18 protein-coding genes and 1 pseudogene are annotated in these 18,708 nt (G+C 64.8%); 9 read left to right on the forward strand and 10 right to left on the reverse strand.

All coding sequences use genetic code 11. The features are described from left to right. Positions 1-2: 2 nt before the first annotated feature. Both QNN99_RS07950 and QNN99_RS07955 read right to left on the reverse strand, forming a co-directional pair. Positions 3-806: an SDR family oxidoreductase gene (locus QNN99_RS07950; RefSeq protein ID WP_229965930.1), complete on the reverse strand. Its 804-nt coding sequence runs from the start codon at positions 804-806 to the stop codon at positions 3-5. Continuing rightward, the gene (locus tag QNN99_RS07955; protein WP_229965931.1) at positions 803-1,972 is read right to left on the reverse strand and encodes an acyl-CoA dehydrogenase family protein; all 1,170 of its coding nucleotides are present in this window, start codon (positions 1,970-1,972) and stop codon (positions 803-805) included. Before QNN99_RS07955 ends, QNN99_RS07950 begins: the two co-directional genes overlap by 4 nt. Positions 1,973-2,092: 120 nt before the next feature. Here QNN99_RS07955 and QNN99_RS07960 point away from each other — a divergent pair, with 120 nt between their 5' ends. From QNN99_RS07960 to QNN99_RS07985, 6 genes are all read left to right on the forward strand, one after another. Further along, positions 2,093-2,950, forward strand: a complete 858-nt coding sequence (locus tag QNN99_RS07960; RefSeq protein ID WP_229965932.1) for an enoyl-CoA hydratase — start codon at positions 2,093-2,095, stop codon at positions 2,948-2,950. After that, entirely contained in the window at positions 2,947-4,125 is a 1,179-nt protein-coding gene (locus QNN99_RS07965) for an acyl-CoA dehydrogenase family protein (protein ID WP_229965933.1), read from the forward strand. The genes QNN99_RS07960 and QNN99_RS07965 overlap by 4 nt, the downstream gene beginning before the upstream one ends. Then, positions 4,122-5,126 carry an acyl-CoA dehydrogenase family protein gene (locus tag QNN99_RS07970; RefSeq protein ID WP_229965934.1) on the forward strand — a complete coding sequence of 335 codons (1,005 nt, stop codon included), beginning with the start codon at positions 4,122-4,124 and terminating at the stop codon, positions 5,124-5,126. The genes QNN99_RS07965 and QNN99_RS07970 overlap by 4 nt, the downstream gene beginning before the upstream one ends. A 7-nt stretch (positions 5,127-5,133) precedes the next feature. Beyond that, complete coding sequence (locus tag QNN99_RS07975; RefSeq protein ID WP_229965935.1) at positions 5,134-6,246, forward strand: acyl-CoA dehydrogenase family protein; 1,113 nt, start codon at positions 5,134-5,136, stop codon at positions 6,244-6,246. A gap of 85 nt (positions 6,247-6,331) precedes the next feature. Continuing rightward, entirely contained in the window at positions 6,332-7,198 is an 867-nt protein-coding gene (locus tag QNN99_RS07980) for a CoA transferase subunit A (protein ID WP_229965936.1), read from the forward strand. After that, positions 7,198-7,956, forward strand: a complete 759-nt coding sequence (locus QNN99_RS07985) for a CoA-transferase subunit beta (RefSeq protein ID WP_229965937.1) — start codon at positions 7,198-7,200, stop codon at positions 7,954-7,956. The genes QNN99_RS07980 and QNN99_RS07985 overlap by 1 nt, the downstream gene beginning before the upstream one ends. A gap of 15 nt (positions 7,957-7,971) precedes the next feature. Here QNN99_RS07985 and QNN99_RS07990 read toward each other — a convergent pair whose 3' ends face one another. Beyond that, the gene (locus QNN99_RS07990) at positions 7,972-8,589 is read right to left on the reverse strand and encodes a TetR/AcrR family transcriptional regulator (protein ID WP_229965938.1); all 618 of its coding nucleotides are present in this window, start codon (positions 8,587-8,589) and stop codon (positions 7,972-7,974) included. Positions 8,590-8,720: 131 nt separating this feature from the next. On the opposite strand from QNN99_RS07990, the gene QNN99_RS07995 reads away from it, so the two are divergent. Further along, a complete protein-coding gene (locus QNN99_RS07995) occupies positions 8,721-10,325 on the forward strand; it encodes an AMP-binding protein (protein ID WP_229965939.1) in 1,605 nt (534 codons plus the stop codon). A gap of 98 nt (positions 10,326-10,423) precedes the next feature. Here QNN99_RS07995 and QNN99_RS08000 read toward each other — a convergent pair whose 3' ends face one another. From QNN99_RS08000 to QNN99_RS08030, 7 genes are all read right to left on the reverse strand, one after another. Next, positions 10,424-11,644 (reverse strand): acetyl-CoA C-acetyltransferase, encoded by a 1,221-nt coding sequence (locus QNN99_RS08000; protein WP_229965940.1) that lies wholly within the window; start codon positions 11,642-11,644, stop codon positions 10,424-10,426. After that, complete coding sequence (locus QNN99_RS08005; protein ID WP_231712724.1) at positions 11,644-12,456, reverse strand: SDR family oxidoreductase; 813 nt, start codon at positions 12,454-12,456, stop codon at positions 11,644-11,646. The genes QNN99_RS08000 and QNN99_RS08005 overlap by 1 nt, the downstream gene beginning before the upstream one ends. Before the next feature lie 185 nt (positions 12,457-12,641). Continuing rightward, a complete protein-coding gene (locus QNN99_RS08010; protein WP_229965942.1) occupies positions 12,642-14,180 on the reverse strand; it encodes an ABC transporter substrate-binding protein in 1,539 nt (512 codons plus the stop codon). Between the two features lie 122 nt (positions 14,181-14,302). After that, positions 14,303-15,109, reverse strand: coding sequence for an ATP-binding cassette domain-containing protein (locus tag QNN99_RS08015; RefSeq protein WP_229965943.1), 807 nt, complete (start codon positions 15,107-15,109; stop codon positions 14,303-14,305). Continuing rightward, entirely contained in the window at positions 15,106-16,167 is a 1,062-nt protein-coding gene (locus QNN99_RS08020) for an ABC transporter ATP-binding protein (RefSeq protein ID WP_229965944.1), read from the reverse strand. Before QNN99_RS08020 ends, QNN99_RS08015 begins: the two co-directional genes overlap by 4 nt. Then, positions 16,164-17,078 (reverse strand): ABC transporter permease, encoded by a 915-nt coding sequence (locus QNN99_RS08025; protein ID WP_229965945.1) that lies wholly within the window; start codon positions 17,076-17,078, stop codon positions 16,164-16,166. The genes QNN99_RS08020 and QNN99_RS08025 overlap by 4 nt, the downstream gene beginning before the upstream one ends. After that, entirely contained in the window at positions 17,075-18,073 is a 999-nt protein-coding gene (locus QNN99_RS08030) for an ABC transporter permease (RefSeq protein ID WP_331461765.1), read from the reverse strand. Before QNN99_RS08030 ends, QNN99_RS08025 begins: the two co-directional genes overlap by 4 nt. Before the next feature lie 273 nt (positions 18,074-18,346). Here QNN99_RS08030 and QNN99_RS08035 point away from each other — a divergent pair, with 273 nt between their 5' ends. Together QNN99_RS08035 and QNN99_RS17485 are read left to right on the forward strand one after the other, a co-directional pair. Beyond that, entirely contained in the window at positions 18,347-18,511 is a 165-nt protein-coding gene (locus tag QNN99_RS08035; RefSeq protein ID WP_229965947.1) for a hypothetical protein, read from the forward strand. Further along, positions 18,466-18,708: pseudogene (locus QNN99_RS17485) on the forward strand (acyl-CoA thioesterase); the annotation flags it as partial. The gene QNN99_RS08035 and the pseudogene QNN99_RS17485, both read left to right, overlap by 46 nt.

Genomic DNA, 18,708 nt, shown 5'->3' on the forward strand with positions numbered 1-18,708 from the left:
TCTCAGGCCTGCTGGCTGCTTACGGACACGACTTCACCAGTCATGTAGGACGAGTAGTCGCTGGCGAGGAACACCATGACGTTGGCGATTTCCCACGGTTCGGCAGCCCGGCCGAACGCCTCACGCGCGGTGAGCTGCTCCAGCAGTTCGTCCGACGTGACCTTGGCCAGGAACGGGTGCATGGCCAGGCTCGGTGACACGGCGTTGATGCGGATTCCGTGCGGCGCGACGTCGAGCGCGGCCGAGCGGGTGAGGGCCATGACGCCTGCCTTGGCGGCGGCGTAGTGGGCCTGCTCCTCCTGGGCGCGCCAGCCAATGACCGAGGCGTTGTTGATGATGACGCCCTTGGTTCCGTTGCGAACCATGCGGCGCGCCGCGGCACGCACACTGCGGAAGGTGCCGGTGAGGGTCACGTCCAGGACCTTGGACCACTGCTCGTCGGTCATTTCCAGGATGGAAACGCTGCCGCCCAGGCCCGCATTGTTGATCATGACGTCGACGCCGCCGGCCTCCTCGGCGGCGTCGAGCAGCGCCTCGACCTGCTCCTCCACAGTGACGTCGCAGACGGCCCAGCGAACCCGCTCGGTCCCGAACTCCGCGCCGAGCTCGGCGGCGGATGACTCCAGCCTTCCGGCGTGCGTGTCTCCGAGCACCACCAGGGCGGCGCCTTCTTCGAGGCAGCGGCGTGCTGCCGCGGCGCCGATGCCGGCACCCGCCGCGGCGGTGACGACGACGCGCCGGCCCGTGAGCAGCCCGTGGGCGGGAACATAGGCGGGAACGGGTTGTGCGATGCGCGAGGAACTCATGCGCGTGCCTCCTTTGGCAGTCCGAGCACACGCTCGGCGATAACATTGCGTTGAATTTCATCCGAGCCGCCATACAGGGTGTCGGCGCGGCTGAACAGGAAAAGAGTCTGCAGTGCGTCGAGCTCGTAGGGCTCCGCAGCGACGGTGAGGCCGCCCGGACCGGCGACGGCCATGGCGAGTTCGCCGAGCGCCCGGTGCCAGGGTGCCCACAGCAGCTTGGTGATGGAAGCCTCGATGCCCTGCTCGCCGCTCAGCGTTCGCAGCCCGTGCAGCCGGAGCATTTCCAGCCCCATGTGCGCCGAGACAATCTGGTCCTGGATGATCGGGTCCTCGATCGCACCGTTGCTGCGGGCCAGGTCGACGACGGCCTCCAGTTCACGCTGGAACGCGATCTGCTGCGCCAGCGTGGAGACACCGCGTTCGAAGCCGAGGGTGCCCATGGCGACCGACCAGCCGGAACCCGGCGCGCCGACAACGAGGTCGGCAGCCGTCACGGCGCCGTCGAAGAACACCTCGTTGAATTCCGAGGTACCCGTCAGCTGCAGGATCGGCCGGATCTCGACGCCGGGCTGGTCCATCGGCACGAGCAGGTACGAGAGCCCGTCGTGCTTGCGCGGACCGGAGTCGGTGCGGGCGATGACGAAGCACCAATCGGCGTGGTGCGCCAGGGACGTCCAGACCTTCTGCCCGTCAATCACCCACTGCCCGTCCTGAAGCCGGGCCTTGGTGGAGACGGCGGCCAGGTCCGAGCCGGCTCCCGGCTCTGAGTAGCCCTGGCACCAGAGTTCCTCCACCGCCACGATGCGGGGAAGGAAGCGGGCCTGCTGCTCCGGAGTGCCGAACGCGATCAGCGTCGGGCCGAGCAGTTCCTCACCGAAGTGGTTAACCCGTGCCGGAGCATCCGCCTTGGCGTACTCCTCATGGAAGATCACCTGCTGGAGCAGGCTCAGCCCGCGCCCGCCGTGCTCCTTCGGCCAGCTGACACAGCTCCAGCCGTGCGCGGCAAGGTGGCGGTTCCACTCGAGGCGTTCCTCGAAGGCCTCATGTTCACGGCCGGATCCGCCGAGGCCGCGCAGCTGCGCAAACTTGCCGACGAGATTGGATTCCAGCCACGCTCGGATCTCCTGACGAAACTCGTCGTCTTCCACTGAATAGATCAGATCCACGAAACACCTTTCATCGCCCACCGCCATTGGTCATAAAGTCGAGCTTCGCCTATGCTAGCAAACCAAGCACTTGTTTGGTGAACCACATCACAGGGGGAAGTGTCTCAGAGAGGAGCCACGATGAAGAACGACGATTCCAACGAGGTTGTTACATACGAGGTCCGCGGGTCCGTGGCCATCGTGCGGCTGAACCGGCCCGAGTACCGCAATGCGCAGAACTCGAAGGTCACCTACGCACTGGATGCCGCGTTCACGGAGGCCGTGCAGGACGACGCGGTCAAGGTCATCGTCCTGGCCGGGAACGGCAAGCACTTCTCGGCCGGACACGACATCGGCACCCCCGACCGTGACATCGACCAGAGCTTCGAGCGCAAGGCAGTGATGTGGTGGGACCACGTTGGCGCCACGGGCGTTGATTCCCGTTTCGCCCGGGAATCCGAGGTGTACCTCGGCATGTGCCGGCGCTGGCGCGAGATCCCGAAACCGATGATCGCCATGGTCCAGGGCGCCTGCATCGCCGGCGGCCTGATGCTGGCCTGGTCCTGTGACTTCATCGTCGCCAGCGAGGATGCCTTCTTCTCGGATCCCGTGGTCCGGATGGGAATTCCCGGCGTGGAGTACTTCGCCCACCCCTGGGTGATGAACCCGCGTGCCGCCAAGGAGTTCCTCTTCACCGGCGACCGCTTTACGGCCCAGCGCGCCCACGACCTGGGAATGGTCAACCACGTTGTCCCGGCCTTGGAGCTGGAGGACACGGTGATGGCCATGGCCGAACGGATCAGCGCCATGCCCCGCCTCGGGCTGGCCCTCGCCAAGAAGGCAGTCAATCAGTCGGAAGACCTGCAGGGTCTCCGCGCCGGCATGGATTCGGTCTTCGGGCTGCACCACGCGGCGCACGCACACAACGCAGAGGTCGGCGCGGATTCGCTGGCCGGAATGGGAGTCAAGGGCATGCGCGACGCGGCGGTTACCAAATGAACCTCGATCTGACAGACGAACAGCACGCTTTCGCGGCGGAGGCACGGGCCTGGCTGGCCGAACACGTGCCGCCGGCCCCGCTGCCGTCGATGGACACGGCCGAGGGTTTTATCGCCCACCGGAAGTGGGAGGCCACCCTGGCCGAAGGCCGCTGGTCGGCCGTTGCCTGGCCGGAGGAATTCGGCGGCCGCAGCGCCGGGCTCGTTGAGTGGGTGCTCTTTGAAGAGGAGTATTACCGCTCCGGCGCCCCGACCCGGGTGGCGCAGAACGGCATCTCCCTGCTGGCGCCCATCCTGTTCGAGCACGGCACCGACGAGCAGCGCGCCCGCTACCTGAAGCCGATGACCGACGGTTCGCTGATTTGGGCGCAGGCCTGGTCGGAACCGGGCGCCGGCAGCGACCTGGCAGCGATCCGCAGCACCGCCCGCCGCGACGACGAGCGCGGCGGCTGGCTGCTGAGCGGCCAGAAAACCTGGAGCTCGCGTGCGGTGTGGGCCGACCGCGGCTTCGGACTTTTCCGCAGCGACCCGGCCGCCGACCGCCACCGGGGCCTGACCTACTTCCTGTTCCCGATGGACGCCCCGGGCCTCACCGTGCGCCCGATTGCACAGCTCGACGGATCAACGGGTTTCGCCGAACTGTTCTTCGAGGATGTTTTTGTTCCCGACGCGGACGTGCTCGGGGCCCCCGGCGACGGCTGGCGCGTCGCCATGAGCACCGCCGGCAATGAGCGCGGGCTCTCCCTGCGCGCCCCCGGCCGCTTCTGTGCAGCCGCCGACCGGCTCATCGATCTGTGGAACGACCAGCAGCACGAGGATCCGTTCGCGCGGGACGCCGTCGTGGATGCCTGGATCAAGGCCGAGGCCTACCGCCTCTACACCTGGGGCACGGTCAGCACGCTGCAGAACGGCGGCGACATCGGCGCCGAGGGCAGCGTGAACAAGGTGTTCTGGTCCGAACTCGACATAGCACTGCACGAAACAGCGTTGACCCTGCTCGGCCCCGCGGCTGAGCTGCGCGGCACCCCCGGCGTGGCCGACGGCCGCTGGGTTGACGACTACCTCTTCTCGATCGCCGGCCCGATCTACGCCGGGACGAACGAGATCCAGCGCAACATCATTGCAGAACGTCTACTCGGCCTCCCCCGCGGCGGCGACGGCAGGAGAGTGTCATGAAATTTGTGTTGACCGAAGAACAGCAGGCCCTGGCGGAAGCCGTCGACGAGATCATCGAAAGTGCCGGCGGAACGAAAGCCGCTCGGACCTGGGCGGCCGGCGACCCGGCGTCGGGCCAGGCACTGTGGGCCCAACTCGCCGATCTCGGCCTGCTTGGCCTGTGCGTTCCGGAGGCCGACGGCGGCATGGGCGGCACCGCCGTCGACCTCGTGGTCGCCTTCGAACGGCTGGGCTACCATGCCGTGCCGGGGCCCTACATCGAGTCGGGAGCACTGCTGCCCGACCTGGTCGGTGCCGATGTGCGCCGCGGCATCGTTGACGGTTCGATCATTGCCACTGCAGCAGTGCCCGGGCTGGTTCCCTACGCCCTGGACGCCGCTGCGAGCAGCCATCATTTCCTAGTCGACGCCGAGTCCATTTCGTCAGCCACGTCCGGACCGGGGATCGCCTCAATCGACAGGACGCGCACGCTTCATGAGCTCACCGCCGCCGGGGAGTCCGCCGCACTTGATCCCGCCGTGGTGGCCCTGGCCCTCGACCGGGCGACGCTGGCGTGTTCGGCAGTACTGCTGGGTGCGGGTGAACGCCTGCTGGCCGAGGCCGTCTCCTACGCCAAGATCCGCGAGCAGTTCGGACGCGCGATCGGCGAGTACCAGGGGCTCAAGCACCAGCTCGCCGACGTGCGCATTGCCCTCACCTTCGCCCGCCCGCTGGTCACCGGCGCCGCGCTGAATCTCGGGGACCCCGACAGTGCCCGCAGCATCTCTGCGGCCAAGATCGCCGCCGGGGAAGCGGCCAACCTGGCCGCGCGCGTTGCGCTGCAGGTTCACGGTGCGATCGGCTACACCGAGGAGCACGACCTGGGCCTGTGGATCACGCGGGTGCGCGCCCTAATGGGCGTGTGGGGCACTCCCCGCCATCACTATGACCGCATCGCTTCGCTCCTGCTGTCCCCCGGAACCTCCCCCGCGCCTTCCCCCGTCGTCTCCCCCACCCGCTGAGGACATCATGGACTTCTCACTGACCGACGAGCAGAACGAGCTCGTGAAGACGATCCGTGCGGTGCTCAACCGCCACGCGACCTCCGCAGCAGTGCGCAAAGCCGCCGAATCCGAGGCCGGGTACGACGTCGAGCTGTGGCGTGTCCTGGTGGAAGAGGTCGGCGTCGCCTCGCTCGCCATTCCGGAGGAGTACGGCGGAGTCGGCTTCACCTGGTTTGAGACCGGCCTCGTGCTGGAGGCGCTCGGTTACTCCCTGGCTCCCAGCCCGCTGCTCGCCTCCGCAGTCCTTGGTGCAGCCGCGATCCTGCAGGCCGACGACGAAGCGGCCAGGGAGCGGCTGCTCCCCGGCATCGCCGAGGGCACCTCCCTGGCAACGCTGGCCTGGGCCGACGGGCAGGGCCGCTGGAGCACCCGCGGGTCGGGCATCGTTGCCACACCCGGCGAGTCGTGGACGCTTGACGGCACGGCGACACTGGTGCTCGACGGCGGCAGTGCCGACACGGTCATTGCGGTGGCCGCCACGCCGGACGGCGTCGGACTGTTCGAAGTGCTCGACGTCGACGCCATCCAGCGGGTGAACGTCCCCGCAGTGGACACCACGCTGCGCTTCTCGACGATGACGTTTAGCCGGGTTCCCGCCCGGCCGCTCCGGCTGGACGCCGAAGCAGCCCTGGAGAAAATCCGTGACATCGCCATCGTCGCGGTGAGCTGCCTGCAGGTGGGCACCGCGCAGCGAGGACTCGACATGACGGTCGAGTATTCCAAGCAGCGCGTGCAGTTCGGCCGCCCGATCGGCTCCTTCCAGGCGCTCAAGCACCGGATGGCTGACATGCTCGTCCAGGTGGAAACGGCGCGCACCGCCGCCTGGGCTGCGGCCTGGTCCGCCGGAACGGATGCTGCCGACCTGCCCGAGCGGGCCGCCTCCGCCGCTGCCTGGTGCGCAGACGCGCTCGACCATGTGGCGTCCGAGACCGTGCAGATGCACGGCGGCATCGCCATCACCTGGGAACACGATGCCCAGCTCGTCTTCAAGCGGGCCCACGCCACCGGCCAGCTCTTCGGACAGTCACGCGCGCACCGCCGCCGTCTGGGTGTGCTCCTGGGCGTCACAGTGGGCTAACTGCCGCCAGGCCGGGGACGGCTCATGCTAGTCTGACTACCAAACAAGCGCTAGGTTTCGCAATGATGCGGGAAAAGAGGAGCGGATGCCCGACAAGAGGATTGGACTCACTGAGGCGATCTCGTCCATTGAGTCCGGAATGACCATTGGTATCGGTGGATGGGGGTCGCGGCGCAAGCCCATGGCCGCGGTCCGTGAGCTGCTGCGCAGCGACGTGACCGACCTGACCGTTGTCGCCTTCGGCGGCCCCGACGTCGGCCTGCTCGTTGCGGCCGGCAAGGTGCGCAAGCTGATTTACGGCTTTGTGTCGCTGGACAGCATCGCGCTGGACCCGCTGTTCACCGCTGCCCGCGAACGCGGCGAGCTGGAAATCAGCGAATACGACGAGGGCATGTTTGTCACCGGGCTGCGCGCCGCGGCCTCCCGGCTCTCGTTCCTGCCCACGCTGGCCGGACTCGGCTCGGACGTGATGGCGGCGAACCCGCACCTGAAAACCATCGCCTCGCCGTACTCCGATGACGAGTACGTCGCGGTCCCGGCAACACCGCTGGATGTTGCCCTGATCCACGTCAACCGGTCCGACAGCGGCGGCAACGCGCAGTTCCTCGGCCCGGACCCGTACTTTGACGACCTCTTCGCCATGGCTGCCACCCGCACCTTTGTAACCACCGAGCGGATCGTGGAAACGGAAGACCTCCTGGACGAGGGCTCATTCCACACCCTCATGTTGAGCCGCATGTACGTCACGGGTGTCATTGAGACCCCCAACGGCGCCCATTTCACCACCTGCGAGCCGGACTACGGCCGCGACGAGGCTTTCCAGAAGCACTATGCCGCCTCCGCGAAGGATCCCGAAAGCTGGCGCGCATTTGTTCACGAATTCCTCTCCGGCGACGAGGCCGGCTACCACGAGGCCGTTGCCCGCTTCCATGCAGTACAGGAGAAAAAGTAATGACCGCAGACGCCACCATCGCCGAAATCTGCATTGCGGCGTGCTCAGACACCTACCGCGAGTCCGGAGAGCTGATGGCGCACGCCGTCGGCACCATCCCGACCATCGGCGCCCGCCTGGCCAAGCTCACGCACAACCCCGACCTGGTCCTGAGCGACGGCGAGGCCTTCATGATGAGCGAGCCGCCGCCCCTCGGCAAATCAGCTGCCGGCGGCGGAATCATCGAGGGCTGGGCTCCGTTCCGCCGCGTCTTTGACATCGTCGCCACCGGCCGGCGCCAGAGCATGATGGGCGCCAGTCAGATTGACCGCTACGGCAACCAGAACATTTCACTGATCGGCGATTGGAACAAGCCCAAGCGCCAGCTCATCGGCGTGCGCGGCGCTCCCGGCAACACGGCCAACCACCGCGTGGATTACTGGGTCTCGCGCCACAGTGCGCGCCTGTTTGTCGAGTCGGTCGACATGGTCTCCGGCGTCGGAAACGACAGGGCGCGGGCCGCGGGACCATCGATGCGGTTCCACCACTTGGGCGTGATTGTCACCAACCTTGCCGTCCTGGGCTACGACGACGACGGCCGCGTCACCGTACTTTCGATCCACCCCGGCGTGGATCCGCAGGAGGTCGTGGACAACACGGGTTTTGCGCTCGACGTCGAGGGCGCTCCCCTCACCCGCGTTCCCACCGCGGAGGAGCTGCGCCTCATCCGCGAGGTGCTGGATCCGCGCGGGGGCCGGACCCGGGAAGTCCAGAACTAACCGGCCCCTGGCGGATCAGTCCTGCAGGAGACCGGAGTGGATCAGTTCGAGGAAATGGCGGCCGGCACTCTCAGCCGAGTGCCGGCCGCCGGGGCGGAACCAGCGCACCGTCGACCAGACGGCGTCGCGAATGAACCGGTAGGTCATCGCCGAGTCCAGATCTGCGCGGAAGACACCCTCCCGCTGGCCTTCCTGGATCACTTCCTGCCAGATGCCTTCAATCCGGGCACCTTCCTCGGCCACAAACTCGAAGCCGGGAAGGTTGGCCAGAAACGCCGCCTCATTCTGGTAAATGCCAACGGCGTCCGGTTGTTTCTCGATGGTGACAAAGGCAGTCCTGACGAGTTCGTCAAAGACATGCCGCGGCCCGCCGCCGGCGGCGGCAATCTCCTCCGACCGCTGCCGCAGTCCGCCCTGGAAGGACCGCAGGATTTCCTCCAGGATCGCTTCCTTGGACGAGAAGTGGTGATAGAGGCTGCCCGAAAGGATTCCGGCATCGTCGGCAATGTCGCGCACCGTCGTCGCGGAGTATCCGCGGGTGGCTATCAGGTGGGCGGCAATGGCCAGCAGCTGTTCCCGCCGGTCGGAGCCCTGCTCGCTGGCTGCAGATTCCGTTTTTTTGCGCGTTGCCATCAAATCTCCTCTATTCGGAATTACCAAGGTTTTATGCCCAAGCATTTGCTCAATTATCTCGCATTTTAGGCACGTTACTGTATTAGCCGCGCCATTGCGTTTTTTGTCACACGGAATGAAAGGATTCCCTGATGCATCTCTCCGACGCACGGACCATTCCCCAGTTGCTTACCGACATGGCGCGGCTCGGTGACCACCATGCCGTCGTCGTCGGCGACACCGCCGTCTCCTACCGCGAGCTCGCCGACCGCATTTCCGAGGCGTCGCGCGGTTACCTCACCCAGGGGGTGCAGCCGGGTGACCGGATTGCCCTGTGGGCTCCGAACCGCCTGGACTTCATCCTCGCGATGCTCGGCGCGCAGGCGGTCGGTGCGGCGGTGGTGCCCCTGAACACGCGCTACACCGGTCATGAGGCGGCTCTGATCCTGCGCCGCTCGGGCGCGTCGATTCTGGTTGTCGCCGATGATTTCCTTGGCCGCCGGCCGCTGGATCACCTCCGGGAGGCAGCAGCGGAAGCGGCTGCTGAGGGCGAGACCTCTGGTTTTCCGATTCCCGGGCTGCCGGCGGTGCGGCTCGTCATCCGCCTCGACGGGACGGCCGACGACGCGGGCGAACTCGCGTGGAAGTCGTTCCTGGCCGCCGGCGTCACCGTCGCCGACGACGCCGTGAGTGCGGCGGCGGCCGCCGTCCGCCCGGACGACGTCGTCGACATCCTCTACACCTCGGGCACCACCGGCCTGCCCAAGGGCGTCATGAGCGCGCACCGGCAGACACTGGGCGTCGCACGGGCCTGGGCCGCCGGGGCAGAGCTCTCCCCGGAGGACCGCTATGCAGTGGTCAACCCGTTCTTTCACGGTTTCGGCTACAAGGCGGGAGTCGTCGCAGCGCTGCTGGCCGGTGCCACGATCTACCCGGTGGAGACGTTCAATCCCTCGGAGCTGCTGGAGCTGATCCAGAAGGAACGCATCAGCGTCCTGCCCGGGGTGCCCACCATCTTCACCTCGTTGCTCAACCATCCCGAGCTGAAAAGCTACGACACTTCGTCGCTGCGCTTTGCCATCGCCGGCGCTGCGACAGCCCCGGAAACGCTGTTCAGTGACATGTCCACGGTGCTCGGGTTCCAAACCGTTGCGCAGGCGTACGGAATGACCGAGTGCGTGGTCGCAACCTTGTCCCGGCCCGGCGAATCCCTGGAACATGCCAAGCAGACCACGGGCCCGGCGGTTGCCGGCGTCGAAATCAGGGTGGTGGACGCAGCCGGCAAGGATCTGCCGATCGGCGAGGACGGCGAGATCCTGCTCCGCGGCGAGAACGTGATGCTGGGATACTTCGATGATCCCGAGGCCACCAGCAACGCCGTGGACAAGGACGGCTGGTTCCACACGGGCGACATCGGCCGGCTGGACGAGCACGGTTGCCTGAAGATCACGGACCGGCTGAAGGACATGTTCATCGTGGGCGGGTTCAACGTCTATCCCGCAGAGATCGAGAACGTGCTGCGGCAGCACCCCGCGGTCAACGAGTCAGCCGTCATCGGCATCGACGACGAACGGATGGGGTCGGTGGGCAGGGCTTTTGTTGCACTGCTGCACGACGCCGATCCGAAGCCCACGTCGGATGACCTTGCCGGCTTCTGCAAAACCCGCCTGGCGAACTACAAAGTGCCGCGCGAGTTCGTGATCGTCAACGACTTTCCCCGCAACGGCACCGGCAAGGTCCTCAAATCCAAGCTGTAAGCCAGCTGTCGGGAACTTCCCGCGGCACCAAAAAGGGCGGTTGCAGGATTTTCCTGCAACCGCCCTTTTCGGATACTTCGGTGACGCTTGTGCGGAAGCTAGCTCAGCCGCTCCAGGATCATGGCCATGCCCTGGCCGCCGGCCACGCACATGGTCTCAACCGCGAACTGCTCGTCGCGCTCCTGCAGGGCGTGGATTGCCGTTGTCGTCATGCGCGCACCGGTCATGCCGAAGGGGTGGCCCAGGGCAATGGCGCCGCCGTTGACGTTCACCTTGTCGGGGTCGATGCCGATGTCGTCGATCGAGGGCAGGACCTGGGCAGCAAAGGCTTCGTTGAGCTCCATGATGTCCATGTCGCCAATCGACATCTTGGCGTTGGCCAGGGCACGGCGCACTGCGTCAACGGGGCCCAGCCCCATCAGCTCCGGCGACATCGCCGCGACGCCGGTCGAGACGATGCGCGCCAGCGGAGTCAGTCCCAGTTCGGCGGCGCGGCGGTCGCTCATGATGACGAGCGCAGCGGCGCCGTCGTTGAGCGGGCAGCAGTTGGCCGCCGTAACGGTGCCGTGTTCGCGGAACACCGGCTGCAGGGTCGAGAGCTTTTCGATCGTCACGCCGGCGCGGGGACCGTCGTCGGTTGAGACAACGGTGCCGTCGGTCAGGGTGACGGGCGTAATGTCCGTGTTCCAGAAACCGCGGGCCGCGGCGGCTTCGGCGCGGTTCTGGCTGCGCACTGCCCACTCGTCCTGTGCCTCCCGGGAAACTCCGCGCAACTGGGCCACGTTCTCGGCGGTGTCACCCATGGCGATGTAGATGTCCGGCAGCTCGCCGCGGTCGCGCGGATCGCTCCAGCGCGCGTCGGCGTCTTTGGCCAGGGCCTTGGTGCGCTCCATGGCGTCGAAGTACGCGGGGTTCTTGGTGTCGGGCATGCCGTCGGACTTGCCGAAGCCAAAGCGCGAGACGGTCTCCACGCCTGCGGAAATGAAGACGTCGCCCTCGCCGGCCTTGATCGCGTGGAGCGCCATCCGGGTGGTCTGCAGGGAGGATGAGCAGTACCGGTGCACAGTGGTTCCCGGAACGCTGTCCAGGCCGAGCTGCATGGCGACCATGCGGGCAATGTTGTAGCCCTGCTCCCCCGCCGGCTGGGCGCAGCCCATCATCAGGTCATCAATGGTGGCCGGATCGAGCCCGGGAACGGCGTCCAGTGCGGCACGGATCATCTGGGCGGCCAGGTCATCGCCGCGCATCCCGCGCAGTGATCCCTTGTTGGCGCGGCCAATGGGTGAACGTGCTGCAGAGACAATTACTGCTTCGGTCATCAGTGTGCTCCTTCTACTTCTGCTTCATGAGGTTTGAGAATGTCGGCGTTCGGAGTGTGCGCCAGGAAAGCGGGCCATTCGCCGCCGCCGTCGACGTCGAGCACTGCGCCGGTGATGTGGCTGGCCAGCGGTGAGGCCAGCATGACGCAGGCGGCGCCCACCTCGCCGGGATCGGCCAGCTGTCCGCGCGGAATCGTTGCTGCCACGCGGGCGTAGCTGTCGGCGTCGCCGTAGTGGTCCGCGGCGCCCTCGGTGGCGACGAGCCCGCAGCTGACGGCGTTCACCCTGATCTGCGGTGCCCACTCCACGGCCAGGCTGCTGGTCAGGCTTTCCAGCGCGGCTTTCGCGGCACCGTAGACGGCGGTGCCGGGGCTGGGGCGGCGGGCGCTGATGGAGGTGATGTTGACGATCGATCCGCCCTGTTCCTGCGCCATCATGATGGGATGCACCGCGCTGACCACGTGCGCCGCTGACAGGAAGTTCAGTTCGGTGATGGCGCGCTGGTAGCGGGCGGAGCCGCTTTCAAAACGCCCGAACGGCGACCCTCCTGCGTTATTGACGGCGACGTCGATGCGCCCGCGGCGCTCGACGATGTCGGCCACCCAGCCGCGCACCTGCTCGTCGTCGCGAACATCGACGCAGCTGAAATGCACTGCCGGCCGCGTCGAGGCCGACGGCTCAGGTTCTGTCCTGCCGCAAATCTCCACAACAGCGCCGGCGCCGACGAACGCGTCGACGATGCCCGCGCCCACGCCCCGGGCACCTCCTGTGACGAGTACGACCCATCCTGTGAGATCGATTGTTATCGACATCGGTTCCCTGCCCTTTCTTCGCGACGGCGCGAATGGTTCACACTGTACCAAGCAAACGCTAGGTTGTCGCTTTGATGATGGTGATCTTGTTCCGGTGAACTGTCATGCGTGGACGGTGGAGACAACGGCGCCTTGACTGCCCGCACTTGCTCGGCAGCCTCTAAGCGGCAGCAGGCCTGAAGTGATTACTTGGCCAACTCAAGGAAGCGCAGGTCCTGAATACCCGCGTTACCCCAAGGAATGTTTTCGGTGTTCATCAACTTGTCCGAGTGAACGTACATGGCCTCGATCGAGCAGATGGGCAGGTACCAGGCCCCGTCGAGCGTGACCTTCCATATCTGCTGGTAAAGCTCGGCCCGCTCGTCCTGGCTAAGCAGTGGGTTTGCTGCCTTAACCGCGAGGGGTTCGACCTCCGCGAGCTGCTCCGGCGTTGCGGCGAGCTTGTAACCGGCGGTGATGTAGGAATCGACTGTCCCCGCAGGGTCCGCGTGGGGCGCGACAGCCGCGTGCACAAACGACTGCAAGTCGCCTGCAATGTAACGCGATGTACCCTCGCTTACCGGGACGGGAGCAAGCTCGGCGTCAATGCCAGCTTCAGTCAGCTGTGCTTGGATCGCGTTGCCGGCCTGATCTGCATTCGATCCGGCCGGTGTCGTGATCTCGATCGACACCGAACCCAGCTTCGAGACGAGCTGCTTCGATTTCTCGAGGTCGTACGTGTAGCCGCCGCTCCAGTCTTGGATAGCCGGCCACTCCGACTCCGGGTATATCTGTTCCCGCGGCGTGCAACGGTCACTGAAGAGTCCATTGATGCTTGCCGGATCGATGGCGTAAGCAACGGCTTGACGTGCTTCCAGCTGAGACATGTCGCCCTTTGATGAGTTGATCATCAGGCCCAGCGAGGCACGGAACTGAACGTCAGTCGTCTGGATGGCGTTGGTCTTGGCGAGTTGCTCCGCTTGGAGGATGTCGGTCGGGGAGCTGACGGAGGCGAAGTCTGCTGCGCCTGTTCGCACCGCGTTCAACCGGGTGATTGCGTCGGGCACGTTCTCGATCTGGATGCCGGAAAGTTGTCCGATGGAGTCATCCCAATAGTTCTCGGCAGCTGTAAACACAGATTTCTCATTCGCCACAAAGCTGTCGACGGTGTAGGGTCCCGAGCCTGCATCCACGCCGCCCGTCGCGATTTTTTCAGGCGATTCGGCTAGCGCCTTCGGGCTGACCATCATGCCGACGTTGGTGGTTAGGACACCGGGAAGGCCCGCTCCGCGGCCCTGGGCGAGATTAAGACGCACGGTGTAGTTATCCACTACATCGACGGACGTAATGTCCGTCAGATACTGCCGAACAGCGCTCTCCGGTGTTTCCCTCCCCCGATCTAAGTTGATCTTGACAGCATCAGAATTCATGGGGGTGCCGTCGTGGAAAGTTACATCCTCTCGCAACTTGAGCTCAAGATAGCTGCCGTCTTCGGCGAAAGTCCACTCAGTTGCCAGCCCAGGCAGGAGCATATCGTTGGTGTCGACAACGATGAGGCGGTCATAGAGAAGACTCGTGAACGACTGTTCCCCCGCGCTTGTCTGCATGATGGGGTCCAGCGACCGTGAGGGCATCGGCGTGACGACCCGGAGGACAGCTGAGGAATCAGCCTCAGCTCCGACATTCGTCTCTGCTGGATCTGCGGCGTCGCCGGCACAGCCGGCGAGTGCCAGGGTTATAACCATGGTTGGGGCGAGAGCGTGAATGCCGCGTCTGCGTTGAGGTGACATCTCTGTCCTTTCGTCGGTCCAGCCCCGACTGCGGCTGGCATTGCGGGGAGGTGAGCACCTCCCCGCACTGAGTGGGCTTATTTCCGTCCTCGACGAGGCGGGACGGGATTGGGCGTGGCATTTAAGAGCTCACGGGTATATGGATCCTGGGGATCTGCGAAGAGTGAAGCTGCAGTCGCCGTCTCGACCACGCGGCCATGGCGCATGACCAGCACCCGATCAGCGATAATCTCCACGAGTGCCAGATCATGGCTCACAAAGAGGTAGGTCAGGTTGAACTCGGCACGGAGATCCTGCAACAGGTTTATGATCTGGGCTCGAACTGACACATCGAGTGCGGTCACCGGCTCGTCGCAGACGATGAGCTTGGGCTTCAAAGCGATGGCTCGGGCGATGGAGACGCGTTGGAGCTGCCCTCCGGATAATTCGGCAGGGTAGCGCTCGAGATAACGGGAACTCAGACCCACCGTTTCAATGAGCTCGGCTGCTCGCCGGTCGCGTTCCATCCGCGGCATTTGAGTGTGCGCTCTGAGCGGCTCGGCGACACATGCACGAATCGTCATTCGAGGGTCAAGCGAGCTGTACGGATCCTGGAAGACCATCTGCATATGCTCGCGCGAGGCGCGCAGCTCACGCCGCTTCAGGGATCGCACGTCCGTGCCCGCAAGGAGAACCGCGCCCTTGTCCGGTTCGATAAGGCGAAGCACCAAACGTCCGAGCGTAGACTTGCCGGCTCCGGACTCTCCAACCACCCCGAGGCACTCGCCTTCGCGGATCGTAAAGCTAACGTCGTCGACAGCAGGGGCGGGTGGGACCTGTTGCCTCATCAGTGCGCCGCGTCTGGCGAAGGTTTTCGAAAGATGCTGAACCTCAAGCAGGTTCACGAGATGACCCCCGCGAGTGTGAGCTCAGAGACCCGCGCGCATTTCGCTGCATGCTTGGCCTCGTGTGCCGCCCCGACGTGCAGCATCGGCGGCACCGCGCGCGTGCAGAGATCCTCGACGGCGAAATCGCAGCGCGGTGCGAACCTGCATCCCGGGAAGACGGTGCCGACTGCGGGCAGCTGACCGGGTATCGACAGCATGCGCCCACCCGTGTCGACTTCCGGGCGAGGGATCGCCCCCAACAGTCCGGACGTGTAAGGGTGCGCCGGTTCGAAAAAGACGTCGTCGACAGGACCATCTTCCACAACGTTTCCGGCGTACATAACCACCACGCGCTGGCAGAATTCTGCCACGACGGCCAGGTCATGGGACACAAACAGCACTGAGACCCCGGTTTCCAGCTGGATCTCCGTGATGAGATCCAGGATTTTCCTCTGCACGGTCACGTCCAGTGCGGTAGTCGGCTCATCGGCAATGAGTAGTTCGGGCTCGCAGACCATGGCCATCGCGATCATCACCCGCTGACACATTCCGCCGCTGAACGCGTGGGGATACTCCCTCGCCCGAGCCGCCGCGTTGGCGATCCCCACACGATCAAGCATCTGGACGGCCCTGTTCCAGGCTTCTTTGCGGGTGAGCCCAAGATGCCGACGTGCTGATTCCGCGATTTGGTCACCGACTGAGTACGCAGGGTTAAGGCTGCGGGTCGGCTGCTGGAAGATCATTCCAATACGTGCACCTCTGATGGAGCGTTTCGTTCGCTCCGAAGCTGTCACGATATCGATCCCGTCGAACCGAATGGAGCCTCCGACGACCCCTGTCCCCGTTGCCCCGCTGAGCCCCATGATTGAGAGCGCGGTAACCGTCTTTCCGGAACCGGATTCCCCAACTAGTGCGACGCTGGACCCCCGCGCCACTGAAAAGCTGACGTCATCGACAATGCGCATTTTTCCACTTTGGGTGCCCGTAACCTCGATCGAGAGTCCCTCGACCTCGAGCAGGCTCCCGGCTGACCCGCTTGTGCTGGCATCCGGGCTCAGCAGCTTTGGTTCGGTCATGATTCCACTCCATTCGAACGGGTCCGGATGAGCGCCGCGCGCATTCCTTCGCCCAGGTAGGTGAACGCCAGCACCGTAAGGAAGATGGCGATGCCCGGGGGCCAGACGTGCAAGGGAGCGATTCCCATCGTCGAGGCCGCATTGTCGAGCATCGAGCCCCAGCTTGCCGTCGGTGGCCGCACACCCAGGCCAAGGAAACTCAGACTGGCCTCTGCAGAAACCGCCGTTCCTAGAGAGACGGCCGAAACCAGAATGATCGGCGGTGTCACATTTGGGAGGACGTTGCGCACTATGATCCGCCCCGTTGATGCTCCGACGGCCCGGGCTGCCTCAATGTAGGTGTCATTTCGAACCTCGAGCGTGCTAGCGCGCGCAACACGAAAGGTGCGGGGAGTCAGCACGATACCGACGGCGAGCATCGCCTCGGTTATGCCCGGACCCAGAACCGCAACAATGGTCAGAGCGAGTACGAGCGAGGGGACGCTCATGAGCACATCCATGATCCGGTTCATAACCGTGTCGAACCAGCCGCCCACGTATCCGGCGATGATTCCCGCCGGCAACCCTAGGATTAGCGTGATTGACACAGCTTGCAGCGCCGCCACAAGGGAGACCCGTGCGCCAAAAATCAGCCTGCTAAGGGCGTCTCTTCCATACTCATCGGTGCCAAGCCAGTGTTCGGGAGACGGTGGGGCGAGACGGTCCACCAAGTTCTGTGCATCTGGTTCGTACGGGCTGATGACGGGTGCCAGCGCGGCGACGCAGATCAGCAGAAGGATAAACAGCGCACTCATCAGCGTCGCTGGCTTTTTCCAGAGCCAGCGCACTCCACCCGATTTAGCTCGAGCGGGGCGGATCTCCTGGACCGTTTCCTTGGGGGAAACCGGCATTACTCGGACTGGATCGGTCATGCGCGCACCTTCGGGCTCAAGTATCCATATGAAAGGTCGACAAGTAAGTTCACGACGACGACCACGAGAGTCGTGAATAGGACAAATCCAAGCATGACTGGAATGTCACGGGATTGGACGGCATCGAGCGCAAGGCGGCCGAGCCCCGAAATGTTGAAAATAAATTCAATCGCGACGGTGCCACCCAGAATTTCGGCGACCCGGAAGCCGAACACAGTGACGACAGGCACGAGCGCATTCTTCATTCCGTGCTTGAACAACACGCTCGAGGGCGCCAGCCCCTTGGCCCGGGCGTTAAGCACGTAATCGGTCGTCATGGCGTTCAGAAGTGAAGATCGAAGCTGCATGACAATTTCGGCGGCGGGGAGCACGCTGAGGGCCAGTGCCGGCAGGAAAAGGTGCGCCAACCACGCAACGATTCCTTCTTGAGGAGACACATACCCAAAACTCGGAAAGAGCGGAAACTGGATAGCCAGGAGCGAGACGAGAAGCAAACCCAGCCAAAAGGTCGGCATCGCGATTGCGAGGGCAGATGCCGCGCTGACAATCCGATCCAGCTTGCCGTGCGGGCGTGCGGCGGCGGCGACCGCGAGCGAAACTCCGATGACCACAGCGATCAATAGCGCAAGCGCTACCAGCGAAAGCGTCGCGCCAAGACTGCGGACGAGCAGGTCAATGACGGCGGTGCCAGAGGTGAAGGACACCCCCAGATCGCCTTGGACGGCATTCAACAGCCATTCGCCATAGCGCAAAATTAGCGGTGCACCGAGGTTCAGATTCTCGCGGACGGCCTCGATCTGCACTGGGTCGGCGTTCTCACCCGCCAGGATCGCGGCGGGATCCCCAGGGACGAGCTCAATCATCGCGAACACCAGGAACGGCACAACAATGAGGAGGGGCAATGCCATGGCGAATTTTCGAATTAGAAACTTGATCATCGGTGCCCTGCGGGTCGGCGATTGTTGCGCGGCGGTGTGAAATGGACGTTCCGACATCTTTCGGGGCGCAACGACTCGGCGATGTCCGCCGATTCGGGTGAGTAGCCAGTCATCGTGCTGTCCCTTCTACCGGTGATCCCGTGATCAAACGGGTTCGCGCTTCGTTGCGTCTGGTGTCACCGTAGACCAAAAACCAAGCAAGCGCTATCTTTGTAAGCGGCGCGCTGCAGTGCATCGAACGGCCGTCATAGCCGTGCTCCATCGGACGGGGCCGGACCGATCAGGAGCTGCCCGCCTCCGCAGACCTATCCACAACGACGAGGACACTTCATGGGAGCGGTTCCCCTGAACGCAGCACCGGTGACCGAACGGCGTCCGCCGCTGCATCAGCACACGCAGCGGCTGAGCTACGCGGACACTGACCCCGCCGGCATCCTCTATTACGCAGCATGGTTTCCCCGGATGGAGGCCTGCAAACGGAATGGCTGTTCCTGAACGGCCTGCGGCAGGACACGCTGCTGGAGCGGTTTGGCTGGTGGACCGTCTCGCGGGCAACCCGGTGCGACTACCTCAGCGCGGCCCGGCTCTTTGAGGAGATGACGATTGAACTCCGGGTCGGCGAAATCGGCACGTCCTCGGTGCGCTTTGACTTTAAGATGTGGCGGTACGCCGATGACACGCTGGTCGCCACC

The sequence above is a fragment of the Arthrobacter sp. zg.Y820 genome, from assembly GCF_030125555.1.
GTDB lineage: Bacteria > Actinomycetota > Actinomycetes > Actinomycetales > Micrococcaceae > Arthrobacter_B.

Bases quoted from the DNA above. Each gene is read 5' to 3' on its own strand.
- QNN99_RS08005 (WP_231712724.1), bottom strand. From the start codon at position 12,456: ATGTCGATAACAATCGATCTCACAGGATGGGTCGTACTCGTCACAGGA.
- QNN99_RS07980 (WP_229965936.1), top strand. From the start codon at position 6,332: ATGCCCGACAAGAGGATTGGACTCACTGAGGCGATCTCGTCCATTGAG.
- QNN99_RS07950 (WP_229965930.1), bottom strand. From the start codon at position 806: ATGAGTTCCTCGCGCATCGCACAACCCGTTCCCGCCTATGTTCCCGCC.
- QNN99_RS07995 (WP_229965939.1), top strand. From the start codon at position 8,721: ATGCATCTCTCCGACGCACGGACCATTCCCCAGTTGCTTACCGACATG.
- QNN99_RS08035 (WP_229965947.1), top strand. From the start codon at position 18,347: ATGGGAGCGGTTCCCCTGAACGCAGCACCGGTGACCGAACGGCGTCCG.
- QNN99_RS07960 (WP_229965932.1), top strand. From the start codon at position 2,093: ATGAAGAACGACGATTCCAACGAGGTTGTTACATACGAGGTCCGCGGG.
- QNN99_RS07985 (WP_229965937.1), top strand. From the start codon at position 7,198: ATGACCGCAGACGCCACCATCGCCGAAATCTGCATTGCGGCGTGCTCA.
- QNN99_RS08010 (WP_229965942.1), bottom strand. From the start codon at position 14,180: ATGGTTATAACCCTGGCACTCGCCGGCTGTGCCGGCGACGCCGCAGAT.
- QNN99_RS08030 (WP_331461765.1), bottom strand. From the start codon at position 18,073: ATGTCGGAACGTCCATTTCACACCGCCGCGCAACAATCGCCGACCCGC.
- QNN99_RS07990 (WP_229965938.1), bottom strand. From the start codon at position 8,589: ATGGCAACGCGCAAAAAAACGGAATCTGCAGCCAGCGAGCAGGGCTCC.
- QNN99_RS08000 (WP_229965940.1), bottom strand. From the start codon at position 11,644: ATGACCGAAGCAGTAATTGTCTCTGCAGCACGTTCACCCATTGGCCGC.
- QNN99_RS07970 (WP_229965934.1), top strand. From the start codon at position 4,122: ATGAAATTTGTGTTGACCGAAGAACAGCAGGCCCTGGCGGAAGCCGTC.
- QNN99_RS07965 (WP_229965933.1), top strand. From the start codon at position 2,947: ATGAACCTCGATCTGACAGACGAACAGCACGCTTTCGCGGCGGAGGCA.
- QNN99_RS07975 (WP_229965935.1), top strand. From the start codon at position 5,134: ATGGACTTCTCACTGACCGACGAGCAGAACGAGCTCGTGAAGACGATC.
- QNN99_RS08025 (WP_229965945.1), bottom strand. From the start codon at position 17,078: ATGACCGATCCAGTCCGAGTAATGCCGGTTTCCCCCAAGGAAACGGTC.
- QNN99_RS08020 (WP_229965944.1), bottom strand. From the start codon at position 16,167: ATGACCGAACCAAAGCTGCTGAGCCCGGATGCCAGCACAAGCGGGTCA.